General features: G+C 66.3%; 18 protein-coding genes, 1 rRNA gene and 1 riboswitch. Of the genes, 13 read left to right on the top strand and 6 right to left on the bottom strand.

Annotated elements, in window-relative coordinates; all coding sequences use genetic code 11:
- The first annotated feature begins 7 nt into the window (after window positions 1-7).
- The 13 genes from F1609_RS32760 (at window position 8) to F1609_RS32700 (ending at window position 13,565) form a co-directional block, all read left to right on the top strand.
- Window positions 8-799: an adenosylcobinamide-GDP ribazoletransferase gene (locus F1609_RS32760; protein ID WP_167081915.1), complete on the top strand. Its 792-nt coding sequence runs from the start codon at window positions 8-10 to the stop codon at window positions 797-799.
- A 1-nt stretch (window position 800) separates the two neighbouring features.
- Window positions 801-1,346, top strand: coding sequence for a histidine phosphatase family protein (locus F1609_RS32755; RefSeq protein WP_167081913.1), 546 nt, complete (start codon window positions 801-803; stop codon window positions 1,344-1,346).
- Window positions 1,341-1,562, top strand: a riboswitch (cobalamin riboswitch). Its footprint overlaps the gene before it by 6 nt.
- A gap of 84 nt (window positions 1,563-1,646) precedes the next feature.
- On the top strand, window positions 1,647-3,524 hold the full coding sequence (locus tag F1609_RS32750) for a TonB-dependent receptor plug domain-containing protein (protein WP_167081911.1): 1,878 nt from the start codon (window positions 1,647-1,649) through the stop codon (window positions 3,522-3,524).
- A gap of 19 nt (window positions 3,525-3,543) precedes the next feature.
- Window positions 3,544-4,569 carry a FecCD family ABC transporter permease gene (locus F1609_RS32745; protein ID WP_167081909.1) on the top strand — a complete coding sequence of 342 codons (1,026 nt, stop codon included), beginning with the start codon at window positions 3,544-3,546 and terminating at the stop codon, window positions 4,567-4,569.
- Window positions 4,569-5,342, top strand: a complete 774-nt coding sequence (locus F1609_RS32740) for an ABC transporter ATP-binding protein (protein WP_167081942.1) — start codon at window positions 4,569-4,571, stop codon at window positions 5,340-5,342. Before F1609_RS32745 ends, F1609_RS32740 begins: the two co-directional genes overlap by 1 nt.
- Complete coding sequence (gene cobO / locus F1609_RS32735; protein WP_167081907.1) at window positions 5,339-5,959, top strand: cob(I)yrinic acid a,c-diamide adenosyltransferase; 621 nt, start codon at window positions 5,339-5,341, stop codon at window positions 5,957-5,959. The genes F1609_RS32740 and cobO overlap by 4 nt, the downstream gene beginning before the upstream one ends.
- Window positions 5,959-7,263: a cobyrinic acid a,c-diamide synthase CobB gene (locus F1609_RS32730; protein ID WP_167081905.1), complete on the top strand. Its 1,305-nt coding sequence runs from the start codon at window positions 5,959-5,961 to the stop codon at window positions 7,261-7,263. The genes cobO and F1609_RS32730 overlap by 1 nt, the downstream gene beginning before the upstream one ends.
- Entirely contained in the window at window positions 7,260-7,817 is a 558-nt protein-coding gene (gene cobU / locus F1609_RS32725) for a bifunctional adenosylcobinamide kinase/adenosylcobinamide-phosphate guanylyltransferase (RefSeq protein WP_167081903.1), read from the top strand. Before F1609_RS32730 ends, cobU begins: the two co-directional genes overlap by 4 nt.
- Window positions 7,811-8,746, top strand: a complete 936-nt coding sequence (gene cbiB, locus F1609_RS32720) for an adenosylcobinamide-phosphate synthase CbiB (protein ID WP_167081901.1) — start codon at window positions 7,811-7,813, stop codon at window positions 8,744-8,746. Before cobU ends, cbiB begins: the two co-directional genes overlap by 7 nt.
- On the top strand, window positions 8,739-9,731 hold the full coding sequence (gene cobD / locus F1609_RS32715) for a threonine-phosphate decarboxylase CobD (RefSeq protein WP_167081899.1): 993 nt from the start codon (window positions 8,739-8,741) through the stop codon (window positions 9,729-9,731). Before cbiB ends, cobD begins: the two co-directional genes overlap by 8 nt.
- Entirely contained in the window at window positions 9,728-10,606 is an 879-nt protein-coding gene (locus F1609_RS32710; protein ID WP_167081897.1) for a cobalamin-binding protein, read from the top strand. The genes cobD and F1609_RS32710 overlap by 4 nt, the downstream gene beginning before the upstream one ends.
- Before the next feature lie 23 nt (window positions 10,607-10,629).
- A complete protein-coding gene (locus F1609_RS32705) occupies window positions 10,630-12,048 on the top strand; it encodes a cobyric acid synthase (protein WP_167081940.1) in 1,419 nt (472 codons plus the stop codon).
- Window positions 12,049-12,152: 104 nt separating this feature from the next.
- On the top strand, window positions 12,153-13,565 hold the full coding sequence (locus F1609_RS32700) for a DUF2867 domain-containing protein (RefSeq protein ID WP_167081895.1): 1,413 nt from the start codon (window positions 12,153-12,155) through the stop codon (window positions 13,563-13,565).
- Here F1609_RS32700 and F1609_RS32695 read toward each other — a convergent pair whose 3' ends face one another.
- The 6 genes from F1609_RS32695 to rrf all read right to left on the bottom strand — a co-directional run bounded on the left by F1609_RS32695 (window position 13,566) and on the right by rrf (window position 21,545).
- Complete coding sequence (locus F1609_RS32695; RefSeq protein ID WP_167081893.1) at window positions 13,566-14,765, bottom strand: DUF3322 domain-containing protein; 1,200 nt, start codon at window positions 14,763-14,765, stop codon at window positions 13,566-13,568.
- Entirely contained in the window at window positions 14,762-18,151 is a 3,390-nt protein-coding gene (locus F1609_RS32690; RefSeq protein ID WP_229422182.1) for an ATP-binding protein, read from the bottom strand. The genes F1609_RS32695 and F1609_RS32690 overlap by 4 nt, the downstream gene beginning before the upstream one ends.
- The gene (locus tag F1609_RS32685; RefSeq protein ID WP_167081891.1) at window positions 18,148-18,756 is read right to left on the bottom strand and encodes a DUF4194 domain-containing protein; all 609 of its coding nucleotides are present in this window, start codon (window positions 18,754-18,756) and stop codon (window positions 18,148-18,150) included. Before F1609_RS32685 ends, F1609_RS32690 begins: the two co-directional genes overlap by 4 nt.
- The gene (locus F1609_RS32680) at window positions 18,753-20,189 is read right to left on the bottom strand and encodes a DUF3375 domain-containing protein (protein WP_167081888.1); all 1,437 of its coding nucleotides are present in this window, start codon (window positions 20,187-20,189) and stop codon (window positions 18,753-18,755) included. The genes F1609_RS32685 and F1609_RS32680 overlap by 4 nt, the downstream gene beginning before the upstream one ends.
- Window positions 20,190-20,249: 60 nt before the next feature.
- Window positions 20,250-20,975, bottom strand: coding sequence for a phosphodiester glycosidase family protein (locus F1609_RS32675; protein WP_196785519.1), 726 nt, complete (start codon window positions 20,973-20,975; stop codon window positions 20,250-20,252).
- Window positions 20,976-21,432: 457 nt separating this feature from the next.
- A 5S ribosomal RNA gene (rrf, locus tag F1609_RS32670) occupies window positions 21,433-21,545 on the bottom strand.
- Window positions 21,546-21,570 lie beyond the last annotated feature (25 nt).

The raw sequence follows: 21,570 nt of genomic DNA, 5'->3' as shown, positions 1-21,570 counted from the left end.
TCACGGCATGGCCAGCATCGTCCACCAGTGCCGGCTGTTCTTCATCGCGCTGCAGTTCTTCACGCGCCTGCCGATTCCCGGCTGGGTGGGTTTTGAGCCGTCCTGGCTGCACCATGCGTCGCGCTATTTTCCGCTGGTCGGCGTGGTCGTCGCCGGCGTGGCGGCGGTGGTGTATGCCGGCGCGGCCTGGCTGTTCCCCGCCCCCGTGGCGGTGATCCTGTCGACGGCGGCGGCGATCTACCTGACCGGCGCCTTCCACGAAGACGGCCTGGCCGACATGTGCGACGGCTTCGGCGGCGGATTGAGCACCGAACGGGTACTGGAAATCATGAAGGACTCGCGCATCGGCACCTATGGCGCGGTCGGCATGGGGCTCACCGTGGGCATCAAGTGTGCCGCGCTGTGGTCCCTGCCCACGCCCGCCGTCATCGCCGCGCTGTTCATCGCCCACCCCTTGTCGCGCCTTGCGGCCGTGAGCCTGATCTGGGAAATGGAATACGCGCGCGCCGAGGGCAAGGCCAAGCCGATGGCCCAGCATATGAGCCACCACGAATTCGGCATCGCCTGCGCCTGCGCCGGCGTGCCCGCGCTGGCCCTGGCAACCGCCGGCATGGTGCCCTGGCTTGCGCTGCTCGCCGGCGTCACCGGCGCCGCGCTGGTGGCGTGGTGGCTGGGCGCCAAATGCCTGCGCCGCATCGGCGGCTATACCGGCGACTGCCTGGGCGCGGTGCAGCAGGTGGCCGAAGTGGTCATTTACCTGGCCCTGCTGGCGTTTTTCCATCACGGCGCCTGGCGTTGAAATGCGCCTCTATTTAGTACGCCATCTGGCGCCGCAAGTAGCCTCCGGCGTCTGTTACGGGCGCACCGACCTGACCGTCGATCCAGAATTGCAGGCACTGGCCCTGCCCGCCCTGCGCGAGCGCCTGCCTCCTGGTGCGCCTATATTCTCCAGCCCCCTGCGGCGCTGCGCCGCGCTGGCGCAAGCGCTTGGCGGCGCAGCGGTGCAGTACGACCAGCGCCTGGCCGAACTCGATTTCGGCGACTGGGAAATGCGCCGCTGGGACGACATCGAGCGCGCCGGGGTCGACGCCTGGACCGCCGACATGGCCGGCTACCGCCCCGGCGGCGGTGAAAGCGTGACCGGCATGGCGCATCGCGTGGCGGCGTTTTATGCGGACTGCATACGCGTGCCGGCGCCCGCCGCCATCGTCATCTGCCACGCCGGCACCATCCGCCTGCTGCTTGCCCGCGCGCGCGGACTGGGGGCGGAGGCAATGGCGCTGGAAGCGGCGCAGCATCCCCACGCCATCGCCTACGGCGAGACCGTCATCATCGACTGTGTATAATTATCGGGTTTTGGTGCCCGCGCCCATGTCCATGAGCGCAGTTAAACTGGGAAACACGAAGCCAGCAAGAGGCCAACGTGTGCTGCCCCCGCAACGGTAAGCAAATGTCGCTGACATGGCGACGAGCCGCCTCGATTGACCACTGTGCATTTGGCATGGGAAGGTGAGACGGCCGCATTTGCCAGCCCGGATACCGGCCAACGCAGGTGGGAACACGCAGCCATGTTGCGCGTTCCTTTTCAATCTGGCCAACGGGGACGTCGGCCGGTTGCTCGCAATCGCATTCACTGAAGATTTGTCATGACCTTTCCTGTTGTACGCCACGCGGCCCTGACGTCGCTCGCGCTAGCTTTTACCGCCCCTTACGCCCTCGCCGACAGCGCTGCCGATACGGCCGTAGCCGTTGCCAATACTGCCGTCATCATCACCGCCGCGCGCGCGCCGCAGCCCTCTTCCGACGTCCTGAGCGACCATGTGCTGATCAGCGCGACCGACATCGCGCGCTCCGGCGCCGGCAATGTCGTCGAGCTGCTGCAAAAGCAGCGCGGCATCGAGATCACGCGTAACGGCGGCCCTGGCACCGCATCGCAGGTGTTCATTCGCGGCGGCGACGCCAAACAGACCGTGGTGCTGGTCGACGGCGTGCGCATCGGCTCCTCCACCAGCGGCATCGCCAACTGGGCCACCCTGCCGCTGGCGAACATCGACCGGGTAGAAATCGTCTACGGCCCGCTGGCCACCATGTACGGCGCCGACGCCATCGGCGGCGTGGTGCAGATCTTCACCCGGCGCGGCGCCGGCCCGGCCGCCGTTTCCGCTTCCGTGGAAGCGGGCAGCGACAAGGCGCGCGCCATGACGTTCGGCGTCTCCGGCGCCAGCGAAGGCGAGAACAGCATCAACTACGCTTTCGGCATGTCGAAGGACAAGGACGAAGGTTTTTCGGCCACCAAGCCGGGCACCTCGTCGTACAACAAGGACAACGACGGCTACGCGCGCGACAGCGCCAGCGGCCAGCTGGGCATCGTGCTGGCCAAGGGCCACGAAGCGGGCCTGCTGTACCTGCACAGCCACCTCAAGTCGCAATACGACTCGGGCGCCACCCCGTTCGACGTGCGCAGCGTGCAAAACATGGACAACATCGCCGTCTACTCCAAACACCAGTTCACCAGCAACTGGAAAATGAGCTTGCAGGCCTCCGAGGCCGACGACAAATCGTTCAACTTTACCAGCCCCACCACCAGCAACCGCATCGACACGCGCGCGCACGCCTACAGCATGCAGCACGACATCGCCCTGGGCAGCGACCTGCTGCAACTGGTGCTCGAACGGCGCGTGGAAAGCGTGTTCGCCGACACCACGCGCGCCCTGAACACCAGCCGCGCCACCAATTCGGTGGCCGCCGCCTACTCGCTCAAGCGCGGCAACCACCTGGCCAGCGCCAGCGCACGCCTCGACGACAGCACCCAGTACGGCGACAAGGCCACCGGCGGCATCGGCTACGGCTACAAGCTCACGCGCGCGCTGCGCCTGAACGCCAGCGCCGGCACCAGTTTTCGCGCACCGACCTTCAATGAACTGTATTACCCAGGCTACGGGGTCGATACCAACAAGCCGGAACAAGGCAAGAACGTCGAAGGCGGCGCGTACTACAACGACGGCGTCACCGAGGCCAGCGCGGTTTACTACCGCAACCGCCTGACCGACCTGCTGGTCAACACCGCCAAATGCCCGGTCCAGCTGGACACGCACAAAAACGGCTGCGCCTACAACGTCAACCGCGCCACGCTCGAAGGCATCAGCCTCGGCGCGCGCACCCGCATGGGCGATATCGACATGAGCGGCTCGATCGACTTCCAGGACCCGCGCGACGACACCACCGGCAAAAACCTGCAGCGGCGCGCCAAGCGCCACGCCAAGTTCGCCGTCGAATACAACGTGGGCAACGTGATCGCCGGCGTGGGCGTGCAGTTGTCCGGCAAGCGCTTCGACGACCTGGCCAACCGCACCACCTTGCCCGGCTACGGTCTGGTGAACCTGTTTGCCTCGTATCGCTTTGCCCCCGACTGGTCGGCCGTGCTACGGTTGAACAACGTCGCCGATAAACAATACGAACTGGCGCGCTATTACGCCACCGCGGGCCGCCAGGTGTTTGCCGGCATCCGCTACGGCGTCCGCTAAGTAAGTACACAGGAGTCGCATGCATCCATTCTTTCGCAACATGCGCCACAGGGCCAGCGTGATCATCACGACACTGACCTTGCTGGCATTGGCAAGCCTGGTCGTCGCCGGGATGGTCGGCTCGGTGCCGGTCCCGCTGGCCGAGATGCCGGGCGCACTCATCGCCATTGCGAAAGGCGACACCTCGACCCTGGCCGCCACCCTGCTCGACCTGCGCCTGTCGCGCGCACTGGTGGCCTTTGTCACCGGCGGCGCGCTGGCGCTGGCTGGCGTGATGATGCAAGCCTTGCTGCGCAATCCCCTGGCCGAGCCGTATGTACTCGGCATCTCGGCCGGCGCATCGGTCGGCGCGCTGGCCGCACTGCTGTTCATGTGGGCCATGTGGATGGTCGACGTGGCCGCGTTCGCGGGCGCGGTGGCGGTATCGATGCTGCTGTATATGCTGGCCCGGCGCGACCTGCGCGGCAACGCGGCGGCCGAAGGCGGCTCGTCGCTGCTGCTGCTGACCGGCGCCATTCTCTCCACCTCCTGCATCGCGCTGGTAACGCTCATGCTGTCAATCGCGCCCGAAAGCCGCTTGCGCAGCATGATTTTCTGGATGATCGGCGACCTTGCCGGTGCGCCTTTGCGCCCGCTGCCGTGGATCGTCCTGGCCGTCGGTCTCATTTTCGCCCTGCGCAGCGCGCGCTCGCTGAACGTGCTGGCGCTGCACGCGGAAGCCGCCGCCACCCTGGGCATTCCGGTCAGCGCGCTGCGCAAGGGACTGTTTTTCTGCTCCGGCATGCTGACCGCCAGCGCCGTCACCAGCGCCGGCAGCATTGGTTTTGTGGGCCTGATCGTGCCGCACGCCTGCCGCTTCGCCTGCGGCCCCGATCACCGCCTGCTCATTCCCGCAGCCACCCTGGCCGGCGGCGCCTTCCTGGTGCTGGCCGATACCCTGGCGCGCACCGTGCTGGCGCCGCAGCAGCTGCCGGTGGGGGTGATCACCGCGCTGATCGGCGCCCCCGTCTTTTTGTACCAACTTCACCGGCTGAACCGCTCATGATGATCGAAGCGCGCCAACTCCTGCTCAGCGCCGGCAGCCGCACCTTGGTGAAAAACCTCGACTGGCAGGTGCGCGAAGGCGAATCGTGGTGCATCATCGGCCGCAACGGCGCCGGCAAAAGCACCTTGATGCGCACCCTGGCCGGGTTGCGCGATCCCGATGGCGGCAGCATCGCCATCGGCGGGCGTGCCATCGGAGACTGGCCGCTCGAAGAACTGGCACGCCAGCGCGCCTTTTTGCCGCAATCGCGCAGCGACGCCTTTGCCTACCGCGCCATCGAAACCGTGCTGGCCGCGCGCCACCCCTACCACGCCAACCGCTACTGGGAAGGCAGCGACGACTACGCCATCGCCCACGCCGCCCTGGCGTCGATGGAAGTGGCCGACCTGGCCGAGCGCGACGTGCGTACCCTGTCCGGCGGCGAGCGCCAGCGCGTGGCGATTGCCGCCATGCTGGCGCAGGACACGCCCCTGCTGCTGCTCGACGAACCGGCCAATGCGCTCGACCTGGCGCACCAGCACAGCGTGATGCGCCTCTTGGCGAAGCTGTGTCGCGAACAGGGCAAGACCGCCGTGATGATCGGCCACGACCTGAACCTGGCGCACCAGGCGTCGACCCACGCACTGCTGATGATGGGCGACGGCGAATGGCTGGCCGGCCCGGTCGACGACGTCATGCAAGCGCCGGTCCTGAGCCGCTACCTGGGCCACCCGATTGAAGTTCTTCCCCACGGCAGCCGCCGTATTTTCATCCCAACCGAGGAATCCGCATGATCGACGACACCGCAAACAGCGAACTGAATGAACGCCACCGCGTGCGCATGGAGCGCAAGAAGGCCATCATCGACCAGAAGATCGCCGAGGCGCAGAAGGAAATCGGCGTCATCATCGTCAACACCGGCAACGGCAAGGGCAAGAGTTCGAGCGGCTTCGGCATGGTGGTACGCGCCATGGGACACGGCATGAAGGTCGCCGTGGTCCAGTTCATCAAGGGCGCCATGTCGACCGGCGAAGAAAAATTCCTGCGCCGCTTTCCCGATGAAGTGAGCTTCCACGCCATGGGCGAAGGCTACACCTGGGACACCCAGAACCGCGAACGCGACATCGAAAAAGCCGAGGAAGCGTGGGCGCTTGCCAAGGGCTTCCTGTCCGACCCGGCGATCGGCCTGGTGCTGTTCGACGAACTCAATATCGCGCTCAAATACAAATACCTCGACGTCCACGCCGTCATCGCCGACCTGCTCGACCGGCCCGACATGCAGCACGTGGTCATTACCGGGCGTGGCGCGCCGGACGAACTGATTGCGATTGCCGACACGGTCACCGACATGACGGTGGTCAAGCACGCTTTCAAGGCCGGCATTGCGGCGCAGGCCGGAACGGAGTTCTGATGAGCGACCACGCCGATGTGCGCGTACTGCTGGTGGCCGCCGTTTCGTCCGGCCAGGGCAAGACCACGGTGACGGCCGCCCTGGCGCGCGCGCTGGTGCGGCGCGGCCAGCGCGTGCGCGTGTTCAAGTGCGGCCCCGACTTCATCGACCCGATGCTGCTCGAACGCGCCAGCGGCGCGCCGGTCGGCTCGCTCGACCTGTGGATGGTGGGGCGCGAACAGTGCCGCAGCCAGCTGGCCGCCGCCGCACAGGAAAGCGACGTGATCCTGATCGAAGGCGTGATGGGCCTGTACGACGGCACGCCCTCGTCGGCCGACCTGGCGCGCGAATTCGGCCTGCCGGTACTGGCGGTCATCGACGCCTCGGCGATGGCGCAAACCGCCGGTGCGCTGGTGCTCGGCCTGCGCGACTACGGCCCGGTGGAAATGGCCGGCGTGATCGCCAACCGGGTCGCCAGCAAGGGCCACGCGGCCATGGTGGCGGCCTCGATGCGCGACATTCCACTGATCGCGGTGCTGCCGCGCCAGACCAAGACCCTGCCCGAACGCCATCTGGGCCTGGTGCTGCCGGGCGAAGTGCAGGATGTGGACGGCCTGCTCGACGTGCTGGCCGACCAGCTGGAATTCGACGACGCCGCATGGGCGCGGCTGCGCACGACCCGCATCGACCTGACCGCGCGCATCGAAGCGCCGGCGCCGCTGCTGGCCGGACGCACCATCGCCATTGCGCGCGATGCCGCCTTCGCCTTCCTGTACCCGGCCAACCTGGACACCCTGCGCGCACTCGGCGCCACCCTCGCCTTCTTTTCGCCGTTGGCCGACGAAGCGGTGCCGGAACAAGCCGATGCCGTGTACCTGCCCGGTGGTTATCCGGAGCTGCACGGCGAAACGCTGGCCAATGCCGCCTGCTGGCGCGCATCGATCCGCGCCGCCCATGCGGCCGGCATGCCGATCGTAGCCGAATGCGGCGGCATGATGGCGCTGGCCGATTCGCTGGCAGACCAGGCGGGCACGGTGTGGCCGATGGCCGGCCTGCTCGAAGGCACGGTGACCATGCAGACGCGCATCGCGGGCCTTGGCTCGCAAGGGATCGACACGCCACATGGCCTGCTGCGCGGTCATACGTTCCACTACTCGCGGCTGGAAACAGCGGTCGCGCCAGGCGCGCACACGGTCAAGCATCCGACCGGCGCCAGCGGCGAAGCGGTGTACCGCGCCGGTTCCCTGACGGCCTCGTACTTCCACGCCTACTTCCCATCCTGCCCTGCTGCGGTGGCCGACCTGTTTTCGGGGAGCGCTGCATGACGACCACGCTGATCCTGGGCGGAGCGCGTTCCGGCAAAAGCTCGTACGCCGAAAAACTGGCGCTCGAATCGGGCAAGGAAGTCGTCTACATCGCCACCGCGCGCGCCGGCGATGGTGAAATGGCGCAGCGCATCAAGACCCACCGGTCCAGCCGACCTGGTAGCTGGACCACCATCGAAGAACCGCTGCTGCTGGGCGAAGCGATCCTGCGCTGCAGCGAACCGGACACCTTGGTGCTGGTCGACTGCCTGACCCTGTGGCTGAGCAACCTGATTTTCTCGGTCGACCAGGACTTCCCCGAAGTGGGCGTGATCGACCTGCCCGACATTTTCTACGAACAGTGCGACGCGCTGTTGGCCGCCCTGCCGCAGGCGCCCGGCGACGTGATCATGGTGTCGAACGAAGTGGGCATGGGAATCGTGCCTTACGGCGCCTTGTCGCGCTGCTTTTCCGACGAAGCGGGACGACTGAACCAGGCCGTGGCCAAGGTGTGCGAGCGCGCCCTGTTCATCGTGGCCGGCATGCCGCTCACGCTCAAGGGCCAGGCATGCTGAGTGGCTTGACTCTGTCGCAGGTGGCGTTGCTGCTGGCCGGCGGCGTGCTGCTCGACCTGCTGCTGGGCGAAGCGCGGCGCTGGCATCCGCTGGTCGGCTTCGGCAACCTGGCAATGCGCATCGAACGCGCGCTCAATCTCGGCAACGCGCGCTACCTGCGCGGCGTGCTGGCGTGGACGCTGGCCGTGCTGCCGCTGGCGGCGCTCGGCGCGCTGCTGTGCCATGGCGCAGGACTGGCCGCGCATGCCTTTCTCCTCTACTTTTGCCTGGGCTTTCGCAGCCTGCGCGACCATAACCTGCCGATTGCGCAGGCGCTGGAAAGCGGCGACCTGGCGCAGGCGCGCCTGCTGACGGCGCGCATCGTCAGCCGCGACACCGCCGGCGCCAGCGAGGCGGACCTGGCCAAGGCCAGCGCCGAATCGCTGCTCGAAAACGGCAACGATGCGGTATTCGGCACCCTGTTCTGGTTCGTGGTGGCCGGCGGTGCGGGCGCGCTGCTGTTCCGCCTCGCGAACACGCTGGACGCGATGTGGGGCTACAAGAGCACGCGTTACCTGGCGTTCGGCTGGGCGGCGGCGCGCATCGACGATGCGCTGAACTACGTGCCCGCGCGCCTGACCGCCATCTCCTACGTGCTGCTGGCCGATCACCGGCGCGCGGCGTGGGAATGCTGGCGCGCGCAGGCGCCCGGCTGGCCAAGCCCGAACGCCGGCCCGGTGATGGCCAGCGGCGCCGGTGCGCTTGGTCTTGCACTGGGCGGCAGCGCAAGCTACGACGGCGTGGCCGAACAGCGCCCTCCGCTGGGACGGGGGCGCGCCGCGCGGGCGGGCGATATCGCACGCGCCTGGAAGCTGGTGCGCGCCACCGCCGCGCTGTGGCTGGGCGTGGCCGCGGCGGCGGCACTGATAATGAAAGTAATCCATGCTTGAACACGGCGGCAACCTGCGCGCGGCCTCGGTCCGCTTCAATCGTCCGCTGGCCGACTGGCTGGACCTGTCGACGGGACTGAACCCCACCTGGTATCCGGCGCCGCAACTGGCCGGCAATGCATGGCACCGCCTGCCGGAAACCGATCCTGAACTGGCGCGCGCGGCGAGCGCTTTTTACGGTGCGCCACACATGCTGGCGGTGGCCGGCACGCAGGCTGCGATCCAGGCGCTGCCCCAGCTGCGGGCGCCGTCGCGCGTGGTGGTGGCCGCGCCCTCCTACGCGGAACACGCGCACCACTGGGCACGGCACGGTCACAGCATGCGCGAGGTGGCGTACGACGCCTTGGACGCGGCGCTGCCCGACTGCGATGTGCTGGTGCTGTGTAATCCGAACAATCCGACCGGCGCCACCGTGGCGCCCGAAAGCTTGCTGGCGTGGGCCGCGCAACTAGAACAACGCGGCGGATGGCTGGTGGTGGACGAAGCCTTTGGCGACACCGCGCAGCACCTGAGCGTGGCCGCGCACAGCGACCGCCCCGGCCTGATCGTGCTGCGCTCGGTCGGCAAATTTTTTGGCCTTGCCGGCGTGCGCATGGGCTTCGTGGGCGCGCACCTTTCCTTGCTGTCGGACCTTGCCGATTTGCTCGGCCCATGGACGGTGAGCGGCCCGGCGCAGCAGGTGTCTGCAATGGCGCTGGCCGACCGCGCATGGCAGCAGGCGATGCGCATCCGGCTGGCCGGCGAAGGCGCGCGGTTGCGCGCGCTGCTTGCCGCGAACGGCATCGCATCGAGCGGCACCGACCTGTTTCAATGGTGGCCGGAAGCGCAGCCCGAGGCCTTCTGGCAGCACATGGCCGAACGCGGCATCTGGGTGCGGCTGTTCCCGAAGGCGGCGCGGGGCATTCGCCTCGGCCTGCCTCTCGACGACAATGGATGGCGGCGCCTGGCGCTCGCCCTGGAAGAATGGAACCGAGGATCACGATGAAAACCCTGTTAGCTGCCTTCGCCGGCATGATCGCAATCAACGCCAGCGCCGCCATTACCGTCAACGACGACGATGGCCGGCCGGTGACCCTGCAAAAACCCGCACAGCGCGTGATTGCACTGGCGCCGCACGTGACCGAAATGCTGTACGCCGCCGGCGGCGCGGAGCGCCTGATCGGGGCCGTCGCCTACAGCGACTACCCGGAAGCGGCCAAGCGCCTGCCGCAAGTGGGCAGCCATAACGGCATCGACATGGAACGCATCGCCGCCCTCAAGCCCGACCTGATCGTGGTTTGGATGCACGGCAGTTCCGAGCGCCAGATCGACCAGATCCGCGCGCTCGGCATTCCCCTGTTCCACAGCGAGCCGCGCAAGCTCGACGACATCGCCACCAACCTCTCGCGACTCGGAAAGCTGATGGGCACCGAAGCCGTGGCCGACCCGGCGGCGGCCGACCTGCGCAAGCGCCTCGGCGCGCTGCAAGCCAAATACGCAAAGCGCGCGCCGGTGCGCATGTTCTATCAGGTGTGGGACAAGCCGCTCTATACCCTCAACGATGGCCATATCCTGAGCGACGCCATGCGCATGTGCGGCGGCGAGAACGTGTTCGGCAAGCTGAAAGTGACCGCGCCAGTGGTCACGGTGGAAGCGGTGCTGCAAGAAGATCCGGAAGCGCTGTTCAGCGGCGAGCGCAGTCCCACCGACATTGGCCTGACCCTGTGGAAGCCGTTCACCACCATGACGGCGGTCAAGCGCGGCAACCTGTTCAGCATCGATGGCAACCTGCTCAATCGCTCCGGGCCGCGCATGATCGCCGGCGCCGAAATCCTGTGCGATAAACTCGACCTGGTACGCCAGCGCAGGAGTCAACCTTGAGCCGCTTCCCTTTTCACACCCTGATGGTGCAGGGCACCACGTCAGATGCGGGCAAAAGCACCGTGGTGGCGGCCCTGTGCCGCCTGCTGAAGAATGAAGGCATATCGGTGGCGCCGTTCAAGCCGCAGAACATGGCCCTGAACAGCGCGGTGACGGCCGACGGCGGCGAAATCGGCCGCGCCCAGGCCTTGCAGGCGATTGCCGCCGGGGTGGCGCCGCACACGGACATGAATCCGGTGCTACTCAAACCATCGAGTAACATCGGCGCGCAGGTGGTCATCCACGGCAAGGTACGCGCCGAAATGAATGCGCGCGACTACCACCAGTACAAGACAGTGGCGATGGGCGCCGTGCTCGAATCGTACGGCCGCCTGCGCCAGCAGTACCAGGCGATCGTGGTCGAAGGCGCGGGCAGCCCGGCGGAGATCAACCTGCGCGACCGCGATATCGCCAACATGGGCTTTGCCGAAGCGGTCGACTGCCCGGTGATCCTGGTGGCCGACATTGACCGCGGCGGCGTGTTCGCGCACATCGTCGGCACGCTCTCGTGCCTGTCGCAGAGTGAACGCGACCGCACCATCGGCTTCGTCATCAACCGCTTTCGCGGCGATATCTCGCTGCTCGAACCGGGCCTGGAGTGGCTGGAACAGCAGACCGGCAAGCCGGTGCTGGCGGTGCTGCCCTACCTGCAAGGGCTGTTCCTCGACGCCGAAGACGCGGTACAGGCGGTGCAAGCCTCGCGCGGGGCCTTCAAGGTGGTGGTGCCGTCGCTGCCGCGCATGAGCAATCACACCGACTTCGATGCGCTGCGCGTGCATCCGGATGTGGACCTGCGGTTCGTGCGCCAGAACGAGGCCAAGCCGGCCTGCGACCTGTTGATTATCCCGGGCAGTAAAAACACGCGCGGCGACCTGGCGTACCTGCTCGACCAGGGCTGGCGCGAGTATATCGACAAGCACCTGCGCTACGGCGGCAAGGTGATCGGCATTTGCGGCGGCTTCCAGATGCTGGGACGCGAGGTGAGCGACCCGCACGGGGTGGAAGGCGCCAGTGGCGCGACCACGGGCCTCGGCCTGCTCGACCTCTCCACCATACTCACCACCGAAAAACGCCTGGCCCAGGTGACGGGCCGCTGCGCGTTTGCCGACGCCGAGGTAGCGGGCTACGAAATCCACATGGGCGTCTCCAGCGGCGCGGCGCTCGCCACGCCGGCGTTTCGCATCGAGGGCCGCGATGAAGGCGCGCGCTCGGGCGACGATCAGATCCTCGGCAGCTACCTGCACGGCATGTTCGACCATCCGCAAGCCTGTGCGGCGTTGCTGCGCTGGGCAGGGCTCGACAGCGGCACGACGGTGGATACGGCCCAGTTGCGCGAAGCCAGCCTGGAGCGCATTGCGGAAGCTGCGCGGCCCTTGTACGACGCGCTGTGTGCGATAAAATAGGGCACCTGTCTGTTGCAAAAAGTCTGCCGCAGCGCAGGTTGGCGCTTGCGGTACATACACCATGTGTAGAATGAGGGCAATAATTTACTCCCTGTGGACTTGCCATGTTGTCAATGATTAAGGTTGTACAAACCTTTCCTTCGGTGCGGATTCCCTCCAGTTCGGGCGGACTGCCGGTCGAAGTGTCGCTGATCGCGCAACTGGTGCACGGCTCGGGTAACCATTTGTTCGCCAGCGTATCGGCGCGGCAACAGCAGCACCAGGAATTCGTCGACGAGCTCGACGAGCCGTCGGCCAAGCTGGGCGGTACCGATTTCGACAAGGGCGATCCCACATCACTGTATTCCTTCGTTGTCGGGCCGAAAGGGCACCCGTTTCACCGGCACGCCGGGCATCGCATTTTCACGGCCATTTCGGGTAGCGGCGGGGCCCAGCTGCGCTTTTCCAGCGCGTCCACGGCGCACATCGATGAGGACCCGCAAAATTTCCTGCGCGCGCTTCAATGCATCAATATTCCGCCGGATTGCATGTTCACGGTGCGCTTCGGCGGCGAAACCTGGCATCAGTTCGCCCCGCTCACGCGCAACAGTCCGCATCCGGTGTTTTTTGCGCTGTCCTGCCACACCAACGAGCTCGGCGGCGACTTGTCCGAGGAATTGCGGCAACAGGTCATGGCGAACGAAGCCAGCATTCCCTCGCTGACCTCGCTGCTGCCGCAGGCAGTGGCCGATTTGCTCGACGCGGCAATGGCCAAAGGGCAAGTCGCCACGGTCGATTTGTCGCTGGAAGCGCCGCCGGGCACCTTGCAACGCGCCATGTGCTACACGGCACGCGGCCAGATCGGCACGATTCTCGGCAAATGGGGCGCTTGGCGCCGCTCGAAAGGCTACGTGTCGCATCAGGGCGACGGCGCCGAGGTGCGCGAACTGGACGCCACGCCAGCCGGTTCGCTGCTGCTCAAGCAATTCGAGGGCACGCCGTTTCATCATGAGGATACGTTCACCCTGACCATGCCGCTGGCAAATTTCCAGGAGACGAATGCGACCGCGCTGCTGACCCGGCTGCTCGACGGCTTCATGGAAAATCCCCCACGCGGGGTCACGCGCATGATGGCGGTGCGCAATGTGCTGGTGCGGCCGATGGGGCTGCGCACGTCGGCGCTGGGCTGCCCGGTATCGTCGCTGCTCTCGCCCGACAAGAGCCGCCTGTTCGCGCACCGTTTTCCAGTGCTCGAGCAAGGCACGGACGAACACAACACGCGCGCGCAGGTGGTGCTGGGCGCGGACGACAAGCATCTGTCGTTCCGCTCCTGCGTGGCGGCGCGTATCGTCAAGGGTGGCCAGGTCGAGTTCAGCCTGGGTTCGCGGGTGCGCTGCAAGAACCTGTTCGGTCGCTTTTACATGTGGGCGATCGACCGCACGCACCGTGCGTATGTGACGCCGACCATGCTGCGCATGGCGGTCGCGCACGCGCAGATCCATGCGCCGGCCGCAACGCTGAACGCGGCCGCCGCCTGACTACAAGGCGGCCAGGCCCTGCTGCACCCAGCCGTACGACAGGCGCTCCTGCTCCATCCGGATGCGCTCTCCGAACACATCGTCGCGCAAAGCCTCGAACAGCGCCAGCTCGTCGCGTCCCAGTCTTGACGGCTGCCCGCTAAAGCGCTTGTCGGCGTCCTCCATCCCCCACAGCGCGCGGTGCGCCATCAGGGTCGCGCTGTCCATCAGGAGCGAGCGCGCATGCGGGATGGCGGCGCGCAGGCGGTCCAGGATCGCGAAGCCATGGGTGTCGATATCGCCCCAGTAAAACACCTCGCGCGTGGCCAGCCAGCCCACCCCGGCCAGCCGCTCGACGCCGTAGCCGCCGCCAAAAATCACCATTGCGTCCGCTACCGGCGGAAAAGCCAGGCCGTTGATTTCGTTCTCGGTGATAAAGACGCGCCGCACCTGCGTTTGCAGGGCCGCGAACTGCGCCAGCGGTACCGCCAGGTCCGACAAGCCGCCAATGGCATGCGCCGGATCGAGCACGCGAAAGCGCAGCAACGCCGGTTTGCCCAATAAGCCGTAACGCGCTTCGAACTGGCGCGCGCCAAACGCGTTCGCATCGATGGCGTCAAGCGGCAGCACCAGGTCGAGCAGTTCGGCCAGTAGCGCTTTGCGGGTTTCGATGAATTTGCTGTCGACACCGGCGATGTCGAGCTGGCGCAGGTACAGGCCGGGACGCGGGTGGCTTGCAAACCATTCCAGGATCGCGAGGATGCGCGGCCATGCCTCGCTTTGCTCGAGCACCACCAGCGCGCGCCGCGCCACCCAGCCGGCCAGTTGCGGGAACAGCGTGATGGTGGCGGCGGCAAGCTGGTCGAAGCGGCGCGCATCAAGCTGGCGCCCGATCAGGCGCAGGGCGTCCGCATCGCTGTCGAACACCACGCTGTCGGGAATGCGGTTGCGCCCGAGCTGGCGGTGATTGATCTCGCGCCAGACGATGCGGTAGCCGAAGCCGCGCGCGCTCGTGCTGCCGGCGTCGAGTTCCCTGATCCATGCGCGCACCTCGTCGAAACGCTCGCCGGTTTGCGCCACGGTCGGCTGGCGCAGGCGCAGTTCGAGCGGGAACAGGGCCTCGCCGCCCACGCGCGCGGCCAGCAGGCGGCCATCATCCCACAGCCGCTGCACCTGGGCGCGAATCGTGGCCGCGCCCGACCAGGCTGGCGCGGCGCTCATGCCGCCCGCGCGCTGCGCTCGGCCTGGTACTGTTCGATGGTCAGGTAGCGCAGCATCGACTGCCGCCCTTCTTCACTGTGCACGAAGCCCAGGCCCGACACGTACGGCTCGATAATGTGGATCTTTTGCAGCGGCGTGACGATCAGCAGTTGCAGGTTCATGCGCTTGAACAGTTCCAGTCCATAGCGCGCCGATTCGTCGGAGCCGCGCCCGAAAGCTTCGTCGATGACCACGAAGCGGAAGGAGCGCGAGCGTACCACGCCCCATTCCAGCCCGAACTGGTAGGCCAGGCTGGCGGCCAGCACGGTGTAGGCCAGCTTCTCTTTCTGGCCGCCCGACTTGCCGCCGGCGTCAGTATAGTGTTCGTGCTCGCGGCCGTCCTCGCGCCAGCGCTCGGAGGCCGAGAACACGAACCAGTTGCGCACGTCGGTGACCTTGCGCGTCCAGCGTTTGTCCATCTCGGCCGTGCCTTCACGGCCGCGAAAGCGCTCGATGATGCGTTTGACCTGCAAGAACTTCGCTTCCGAGTATTCCTCGTCGGCCGATCCGGTCAGGGCCCCTTCGGTGCAGCTGCGCAGGTCTTGCTGGAAGTCGCGCAGGTCGGCGTCGAGATTGTTCTCCGCTTCGAGCGCGATGTAGCGGTTCGGGTTGTAGTCGATCTGGTGCAGCGAGGCGTTGATGGTGTCGATGCGCTCGCGGATGGTTTCGCGCTCGCGCTTGAGTTGCGACTGGAAGCCGGCGATCTCGCGGATCGTGTTTTCGTTGAGGAGTTCCTTGAAGCGCCCGGCGAAGCGCGGCAGGTCGTCGGCTTGCAGCACCGCGAGCATGGTGCCAAATTCTGCGGCCGCCTCGATGTTCGGATCGACCTCGCGCGTGTCCAGCGGCCAGGCATGCATGTAGTTCTGCATGGCGCGATTGATGGCGTCGCGCAGGTTGACGATTTTCTTTTGCTCGGCGTCGATCCGGGCTTGCAGTTCGTGGCGCATGTCCTTTTCGCGGTTCTCGCACGATTCGACCGTGAGCGTGTGCTCGCCCAGCACCTCGGTGCGCAGCGCGTCGAGCAGCGGAAAATAGCGCTCGCGCGATTCCGGCGGGGTCGCGTCAAGCAAGACGGCGCAATCGTCCAGCGCGAGGCCGGCGACGTTCATCTTTTCGAGCGCGGTGGCATGCTCGCCGGTGGCATTGATGAGCTGCGTTTCGGTGACCGCCTGGGCGGCGGTCAGTTCGGCAAACTGCTGCTGCAAGGTGCGCAACAGGTCTGACGACGCGGCCAGCGCTTCCTGTTCGCGTTCGAGCGCGTCGATGGCGGACAACAGCGGCTTCCAGTCGAGTTCAGTGAAATCGGCGTAGGTGCCCAGTTGACTCCAGTTGCCCAACATGGCGTTCTGGCGATCGACTTCGACTTTCACCGACTTGATTTTTTCCGCGTGCGCCTGGATGCGGGTGGACAGATCGCGCTCCTGCCTGGCCAGCGCGGCGATCTTGCCTTGGTTCGACCACCCGAGCACGTAGCGCGAGCGGTCGTCGATGCGGTGACGGTCGTCTTTTTCGTGGCGCTCGCCGCCGGCCTTGACCTGGCCGTTGCGGGTAACGGCGCGCTTTTCGCGGCGGAACTGGTCGAGCGTGTCGCAGCAGGCGTGGTCGTAGCGGCGCGCCAGCTCGGCGTCGATCCAGTCGTAGAACGGCGAATCGGGCTTGATGGCCAGCTTGCGCGCCAGCGCGTCCTGGTGCAGGCCATGGTGGTCGGCCGTCACATTGGCGCGCACGCGGAAGTACACCAGCCGGTTGCCCAGGTTGGTGGCGTCGACCCACGCCGCCACGGCGCCGTAGTGCGCTTCCGGCACCAGCAGCGACAGGCCGAAGCTGTGCAGCATGCGCTCGGCCGCACCTTCCCATGCGCGTTCTTCCTCGCGCACCTGGATCAATTCGCCGATGAAGGGCAAGGCCTCCGGCGCAATGCGCAGCGCTTCGCACAGGGCGGCGCGCAGGGCCAGCATCTGGCTGGTGATGTTGGAGCGGCGCTGGCGCAGCGATTCGAGTTCGGTGGTGATGGCGCTGTGCTGGTCGCGCAGTGCGTGCAGGCTCACGCCAGCCATCATCAGCTGGTTTTGCGCATCGTCGCGGCGCGCGGTGCAACCGGCCTTGCCGTCGTCGATGGCGCGCCGGTTGGCCTCGAACGTGCCGGCGTCGGCCGCGCCCGACAAGCCAAGCGCCGCCGCCAGGGCGTCGTACACGCGCGAGCGGCGCGTCCGTTCGTCGCGCGTCGCTTGCAGGCGCGCGATTTCGCCCTTGATTTGCTCGATGCGGTTGCCGCCGTTGGCCGCGATGGCCTGGCTGATATCGTCGCGCCGCAGCATCTGGCTGCGCTTTTCTTCCTTCAGGTGCTCAAGGCGCCCTGCCAGTTTGTCGCGCTCCGAACGCAGGATGCCGATGCGTTTTTCCAGCAGCTCGCCCTTGAGATGGGCGAACCACGGGCGCAGCGCTTCGCGGCAGCCGCGCAGCTCGAGCACCTGGTCCTGCAGCACTTCGTGACGCTCGCAGTCGGCCACCAGGGGGGTGAGCTGCTCGATCTGGAGCTTGGCCTTGAGCACCGCTTCATGGGCGCGATTGAGGTCGTCGAAGTGGGCGATCAGGGCGCCGATGCGCGCCTCCACCGGAAATGCTTCGAGCATGTGGTCGCGCACGAAGTCGGTCAGGTTGCCGACCGATTTCATCGACACCGTCTGGTGGAACAGGTCCATCGCCTGTTCGCTGGCGATGCCGAAACGGCGCCGGAAGTCGGCCCCATAGGGTGGAAAACTCTCGTGCAGGGTGACGCCGGCCAGCGCGCGCAGGCGCTTGCGCAGTTGCGCGATATCGGTGCCGAAGCCGGCGAAGTGCTCGGCCACCGACAGCGCGCTGTCGGCGACGACATAAAAGCGTTCGGGCTGGCCGTGCGGGTTCTTGAACCAGAATACCTGCGCCAGGGTGACGGTCTGGTCGAAGCCTTCGTTGTGGAACACGCCGAGGATCACCGAGTAGCTGTTGTGATCGCGCAGGGCGACGGCGCGCGCGGCCAGGCCGGTCTCGCCGCGCTCGGATTTGTAGTGGCCCATGACGTAGGTGCGCAAGCTGCGCTCGCGCGCGTCGGCGCCGGCCGCCTTGTTGTAGGCGATCTTCTGGGCCGGTACGAGCAAGGTGGTGATGGCGTCGACCAGGGTCGACTTGCCGGAGCCGATGTCGCCGGTCAGCAGCATGTTGTCGCCGCCCGGGTGCAGGCGCCACACGCGCTCGTGGAAGGTGCCCCAGTTGAATACCTCGAAGTGGCGCAGCCGGAAACCGGCGCGCTCCAGCGCCGGCTCGCCGGCTTCAAAGGCGGCCATGTCGGCTACCGGCGCCTGGCTCATGCTTCCTCCTCGCCGCTGGCGGCATGGGCGGCGTAGCCGGCCAGGCGCTGTTCGAAGTCGGCCAGCCACTGGGCGTCCACGAACGCCTTGAGGATGCGGCGCACTTCGAACTGGTTCTCCTGGCCGCGCAGGCGGTGCAGAAAGCCCAGTTCCACCACCTTGTTCAGGTGCGCATCCATGCGGTCGAGCAGGCGCGCTTCGTTGCCGGTCTGGGGCAGGAACAGGCGCACCTGTTCGGCGATCTGGTCGCGGTCGATGACCAGGCGCGTCTCGCCGCCGGTGGCGTCGAATTCGGCCAGCTTCTTGCGCAGCAGGGCCAGGATCAGGCTGACCGGATAACTGAGCTGGCGCCGCGCGACCAGGCGTGGCAGTTCCGGTTCGCCCGCCACGGCGGGACGCTGGCGCAGGTAGGCGTAGCCTTCGGCGTCGTCGAGAATGAGTTCGAGGCCGATGGTGGCGGCGTAGTCGCGCACGCGCGCCTGCAGTTCCATCAGCGCCTGCCACAGGGCGCTGTCGGTATCGCGGTACAGCACCGCCTGGAACAGCGCGACCAGCAGCTGGCCGAGGCGGTTCTGGTCGTTGGGAGTGGTCGGTTCAGGGTTCATGCCGCGTAAATAATAAGAGGGAGCGTGGCCTGGCGCCGGCGCCCGGTATCGTCAAGCCAGTCAAGCGTTTCGGACTGATTGTCGTCGATGGCGGCGTGCATGTCCTGGGTGGCGAGCTTGAGGTAGGTGGCCAGTTCGGCCAGGCCCTGCTGGATCGGATACTCGCGCGCCAGGGCGCCGAGCGAGACTTGCTGGCGCGTCTGCAGCGCGCGCCGGATGTTCGACATCAGGCGCAGCTGGTCCACGTAAATCTGTTCGAACAGCGCGCCGGATTCGATCTCGACGCCGTCGTCGCTGACGATCTGCTGCGTGATCCTCGGCTTGAACGGCGGATTGTACAGGGTACGGTCCATCGACATGCCTAGCGAGGGCGCGGCGTCGTCGATCTCCATAAAGGCGCGTTCGTCGACCTCGCCGCGCAGCGCCAGGGCTTTTTGTTCAATGTCGCGGATCAGCTGCATGATGCGGCGGTTTTCCAGCCAGGCCTGGTCGTCCAGGTAGCGCCGCAGCTGCTCGGACAGGCGCGCGACGGTGCGCTGGGTGACTTCGCCCGCTTCGAGCCAGTCGTAGTGGATGCGCTGCAGGCGGGCATCCGGCTGGAGCTCGCGCACCGGGCCAAGCTTGAGCACCGCGTCGAGCAGGCTGGTAAGCTCGTCCTGGCGCGACGGCGACATCAACAGGTCCCAGAAGGCGCGGAAGCTGCGCCCTTCATCGGTGTCGGCGATCATGTCGCGCTGGCCGAAGATCGCTTGCAGCAGTTCGCCCTTGCTGCCGTCCCAGGTGGCGATGTGTTCGCGCACCTGGCGGTCGAGCGTGCGAAAGTTGGTGTCGACCGCGCGGAAGTCAGACAGCAGGTCGCGCGCGGTGGCGGCCATTTGCAGGAAGCGCTCGCGCACCTGGGTCGGGTCCATCAGGGCGACATGGCCCGCGCTGATCGCGGCGATTTCGGCGTCGATGTCGGCCTTGCGGCGTTTCAGCTCGGCGATGCGGGCGCGCGGATCGAGTTCGCTGCCGTCGACGATCTGGTGCAGCAGGTCGAATACCGTCATCAGGCGCGACTCGGTGCCGATGAAGCTGCGCTGGCCGAGGTTCTTGAGCCATTCGAGCGCCTGCTCGGTGGCCGAGGCGAGGTCGTAGTGCGCCTCGTCGTCGCCCGGCGGGTAGTATTTGCGCAGCCAGCCGCGTTCGTCGGACGCCCAGTCGTCCAGGTAGGCGGTGGCTGCCTTCGGGAACAGGATCTCGCCGGCGCTTTGGTGCAGATGATAAAGGTGATCGTCCAGTTGCGAGGCCAGTTGCTGGCGGCCGATGGTGCGCTGGTTAGGTGCGATAAAACTGGCGTGCAGGAAGCTCGCGATCATCGCGGCGTTGTCGGCGGCGAGCAGGCGCCACGCGGGATGCGTGCGCCGTTGCGTTACGAGTTGCTGGTAGTCCATCGCTATGGGAAGTGGTTCGGCGTGACCGACACTCTACCACCAAAGATCGGGACGTCGGCGCTAGTCGTTCTTCGGTTCCACGGTCAGCACGATCGCCATCGCCCAGGTCGCGCCACTCATTGGCCATCTGATCAGCTTGACCTGATCGCCTTCCATCTGCGACTCCCACTGGGCGTAGAGCTTGCGCTGGTAACCAGGAAAACGCACGCTCTGGCACGCCAGCGGTCCGCCATCGAGGTTCAGCGCGACTTTCAGGTCGAGCGGCGATTCCTTCAAGAATACTGCCAGGCGTGCCAGCGAGAAGAAGGCGTCCTTGGTGGTGCCGATAACGATCCGGCCCTGCCGGTCCTGGGCGATAAAGCTGCGGTTGGCCAGCCAGCGGCTGTCGGTTTTCACGTGGGTCTGTCCGTCGTCCCCGATCAGGAGTGGATAGGAGACCATGGCGTTGCTGGCCCCGGCGAGTGCCTGCTGCCAGTTGCCATCGCGCAGATCCGTGACGCCGGCGCCATGTTCATCGGCGACGAAGGCGCCTGCGCCGGCGTTGTAGGAACGCGGCCCCATCACCGTTCCTTCGCTGATGAAGGGCGTGTCGGGCAAGCCCTTGAGGCCGAAAAAACTGCCGTTGACGATCAGGCGCGCTTGCGGCACGGCACGCTCCCATTCATCAATGCCCTTGTCGCCAGCCGGCGCATTGCGTACCACGAAGCGATACTGCGCCGGATCGATACGCGCCAGCAGGATGCTGTCGACCTGGCGGCCATCGACCATGACCGGCAACTCGGTCACTTCGAATCCTCTTTCGCGTTCCTGCCAAGTCATCGGACCCGGGGTTGCCTTGGGAGCCGGGACACTGAGAGCGACGCGCATCCCTGGCGACAGGCGGGGATCGTCAGGCTCGACATTGATCCAATAGGTACCGCCGCGGCGGGCAAGTACATGGAAGCCGTAGGCGCCGTTGCGCTCCCATATGAACCAGCAAATACCCGCAGCGGCGAGCAGCAACAGCGCCAGACAGGCCATGAGGCGGCGCCGTTTCAGGATCGGTCGTATTTTCACTTTTCACCTTGTTCCAAATATCGGCAGCATAGCCAGTGGAATCAGGATAGCGCGGCAGTGTGCAGCGAGAATGAAGGCGGTGTGAAGTGAAATGAATGAGGAAAACGCGGACGAAAAAAAAACCCGGTTTGCACTAAGCGCGATCTTGAGCGCGCTTAGGCTTACCGGGGTCTTTCTCTTATAACTAGCCTGACGATAACCTACTTTCACACTGGTTGCAGCACTATCATCGGCGTAAAATCGTTTCACGGTCCTGTTCGGGATGGGAAGGGGTGGTACCGATTTACTATGGTCATCAGGCATAACTTGTACAGGTAGTTGCTCC

Origin of the sequence: Massilia aquatica, from assembly GCF_011682045.1 — a bacterium.
Lineage (GTDB): Bacteria > Pseudomonadota > Gammaproteobacteria > Burkholderiales > Burkholderiaceae_D > Telluria_A > Telluria_A aquatica.
This window is presented reverse-complemented; position numbering and strand designations above follow the sequence as displayed.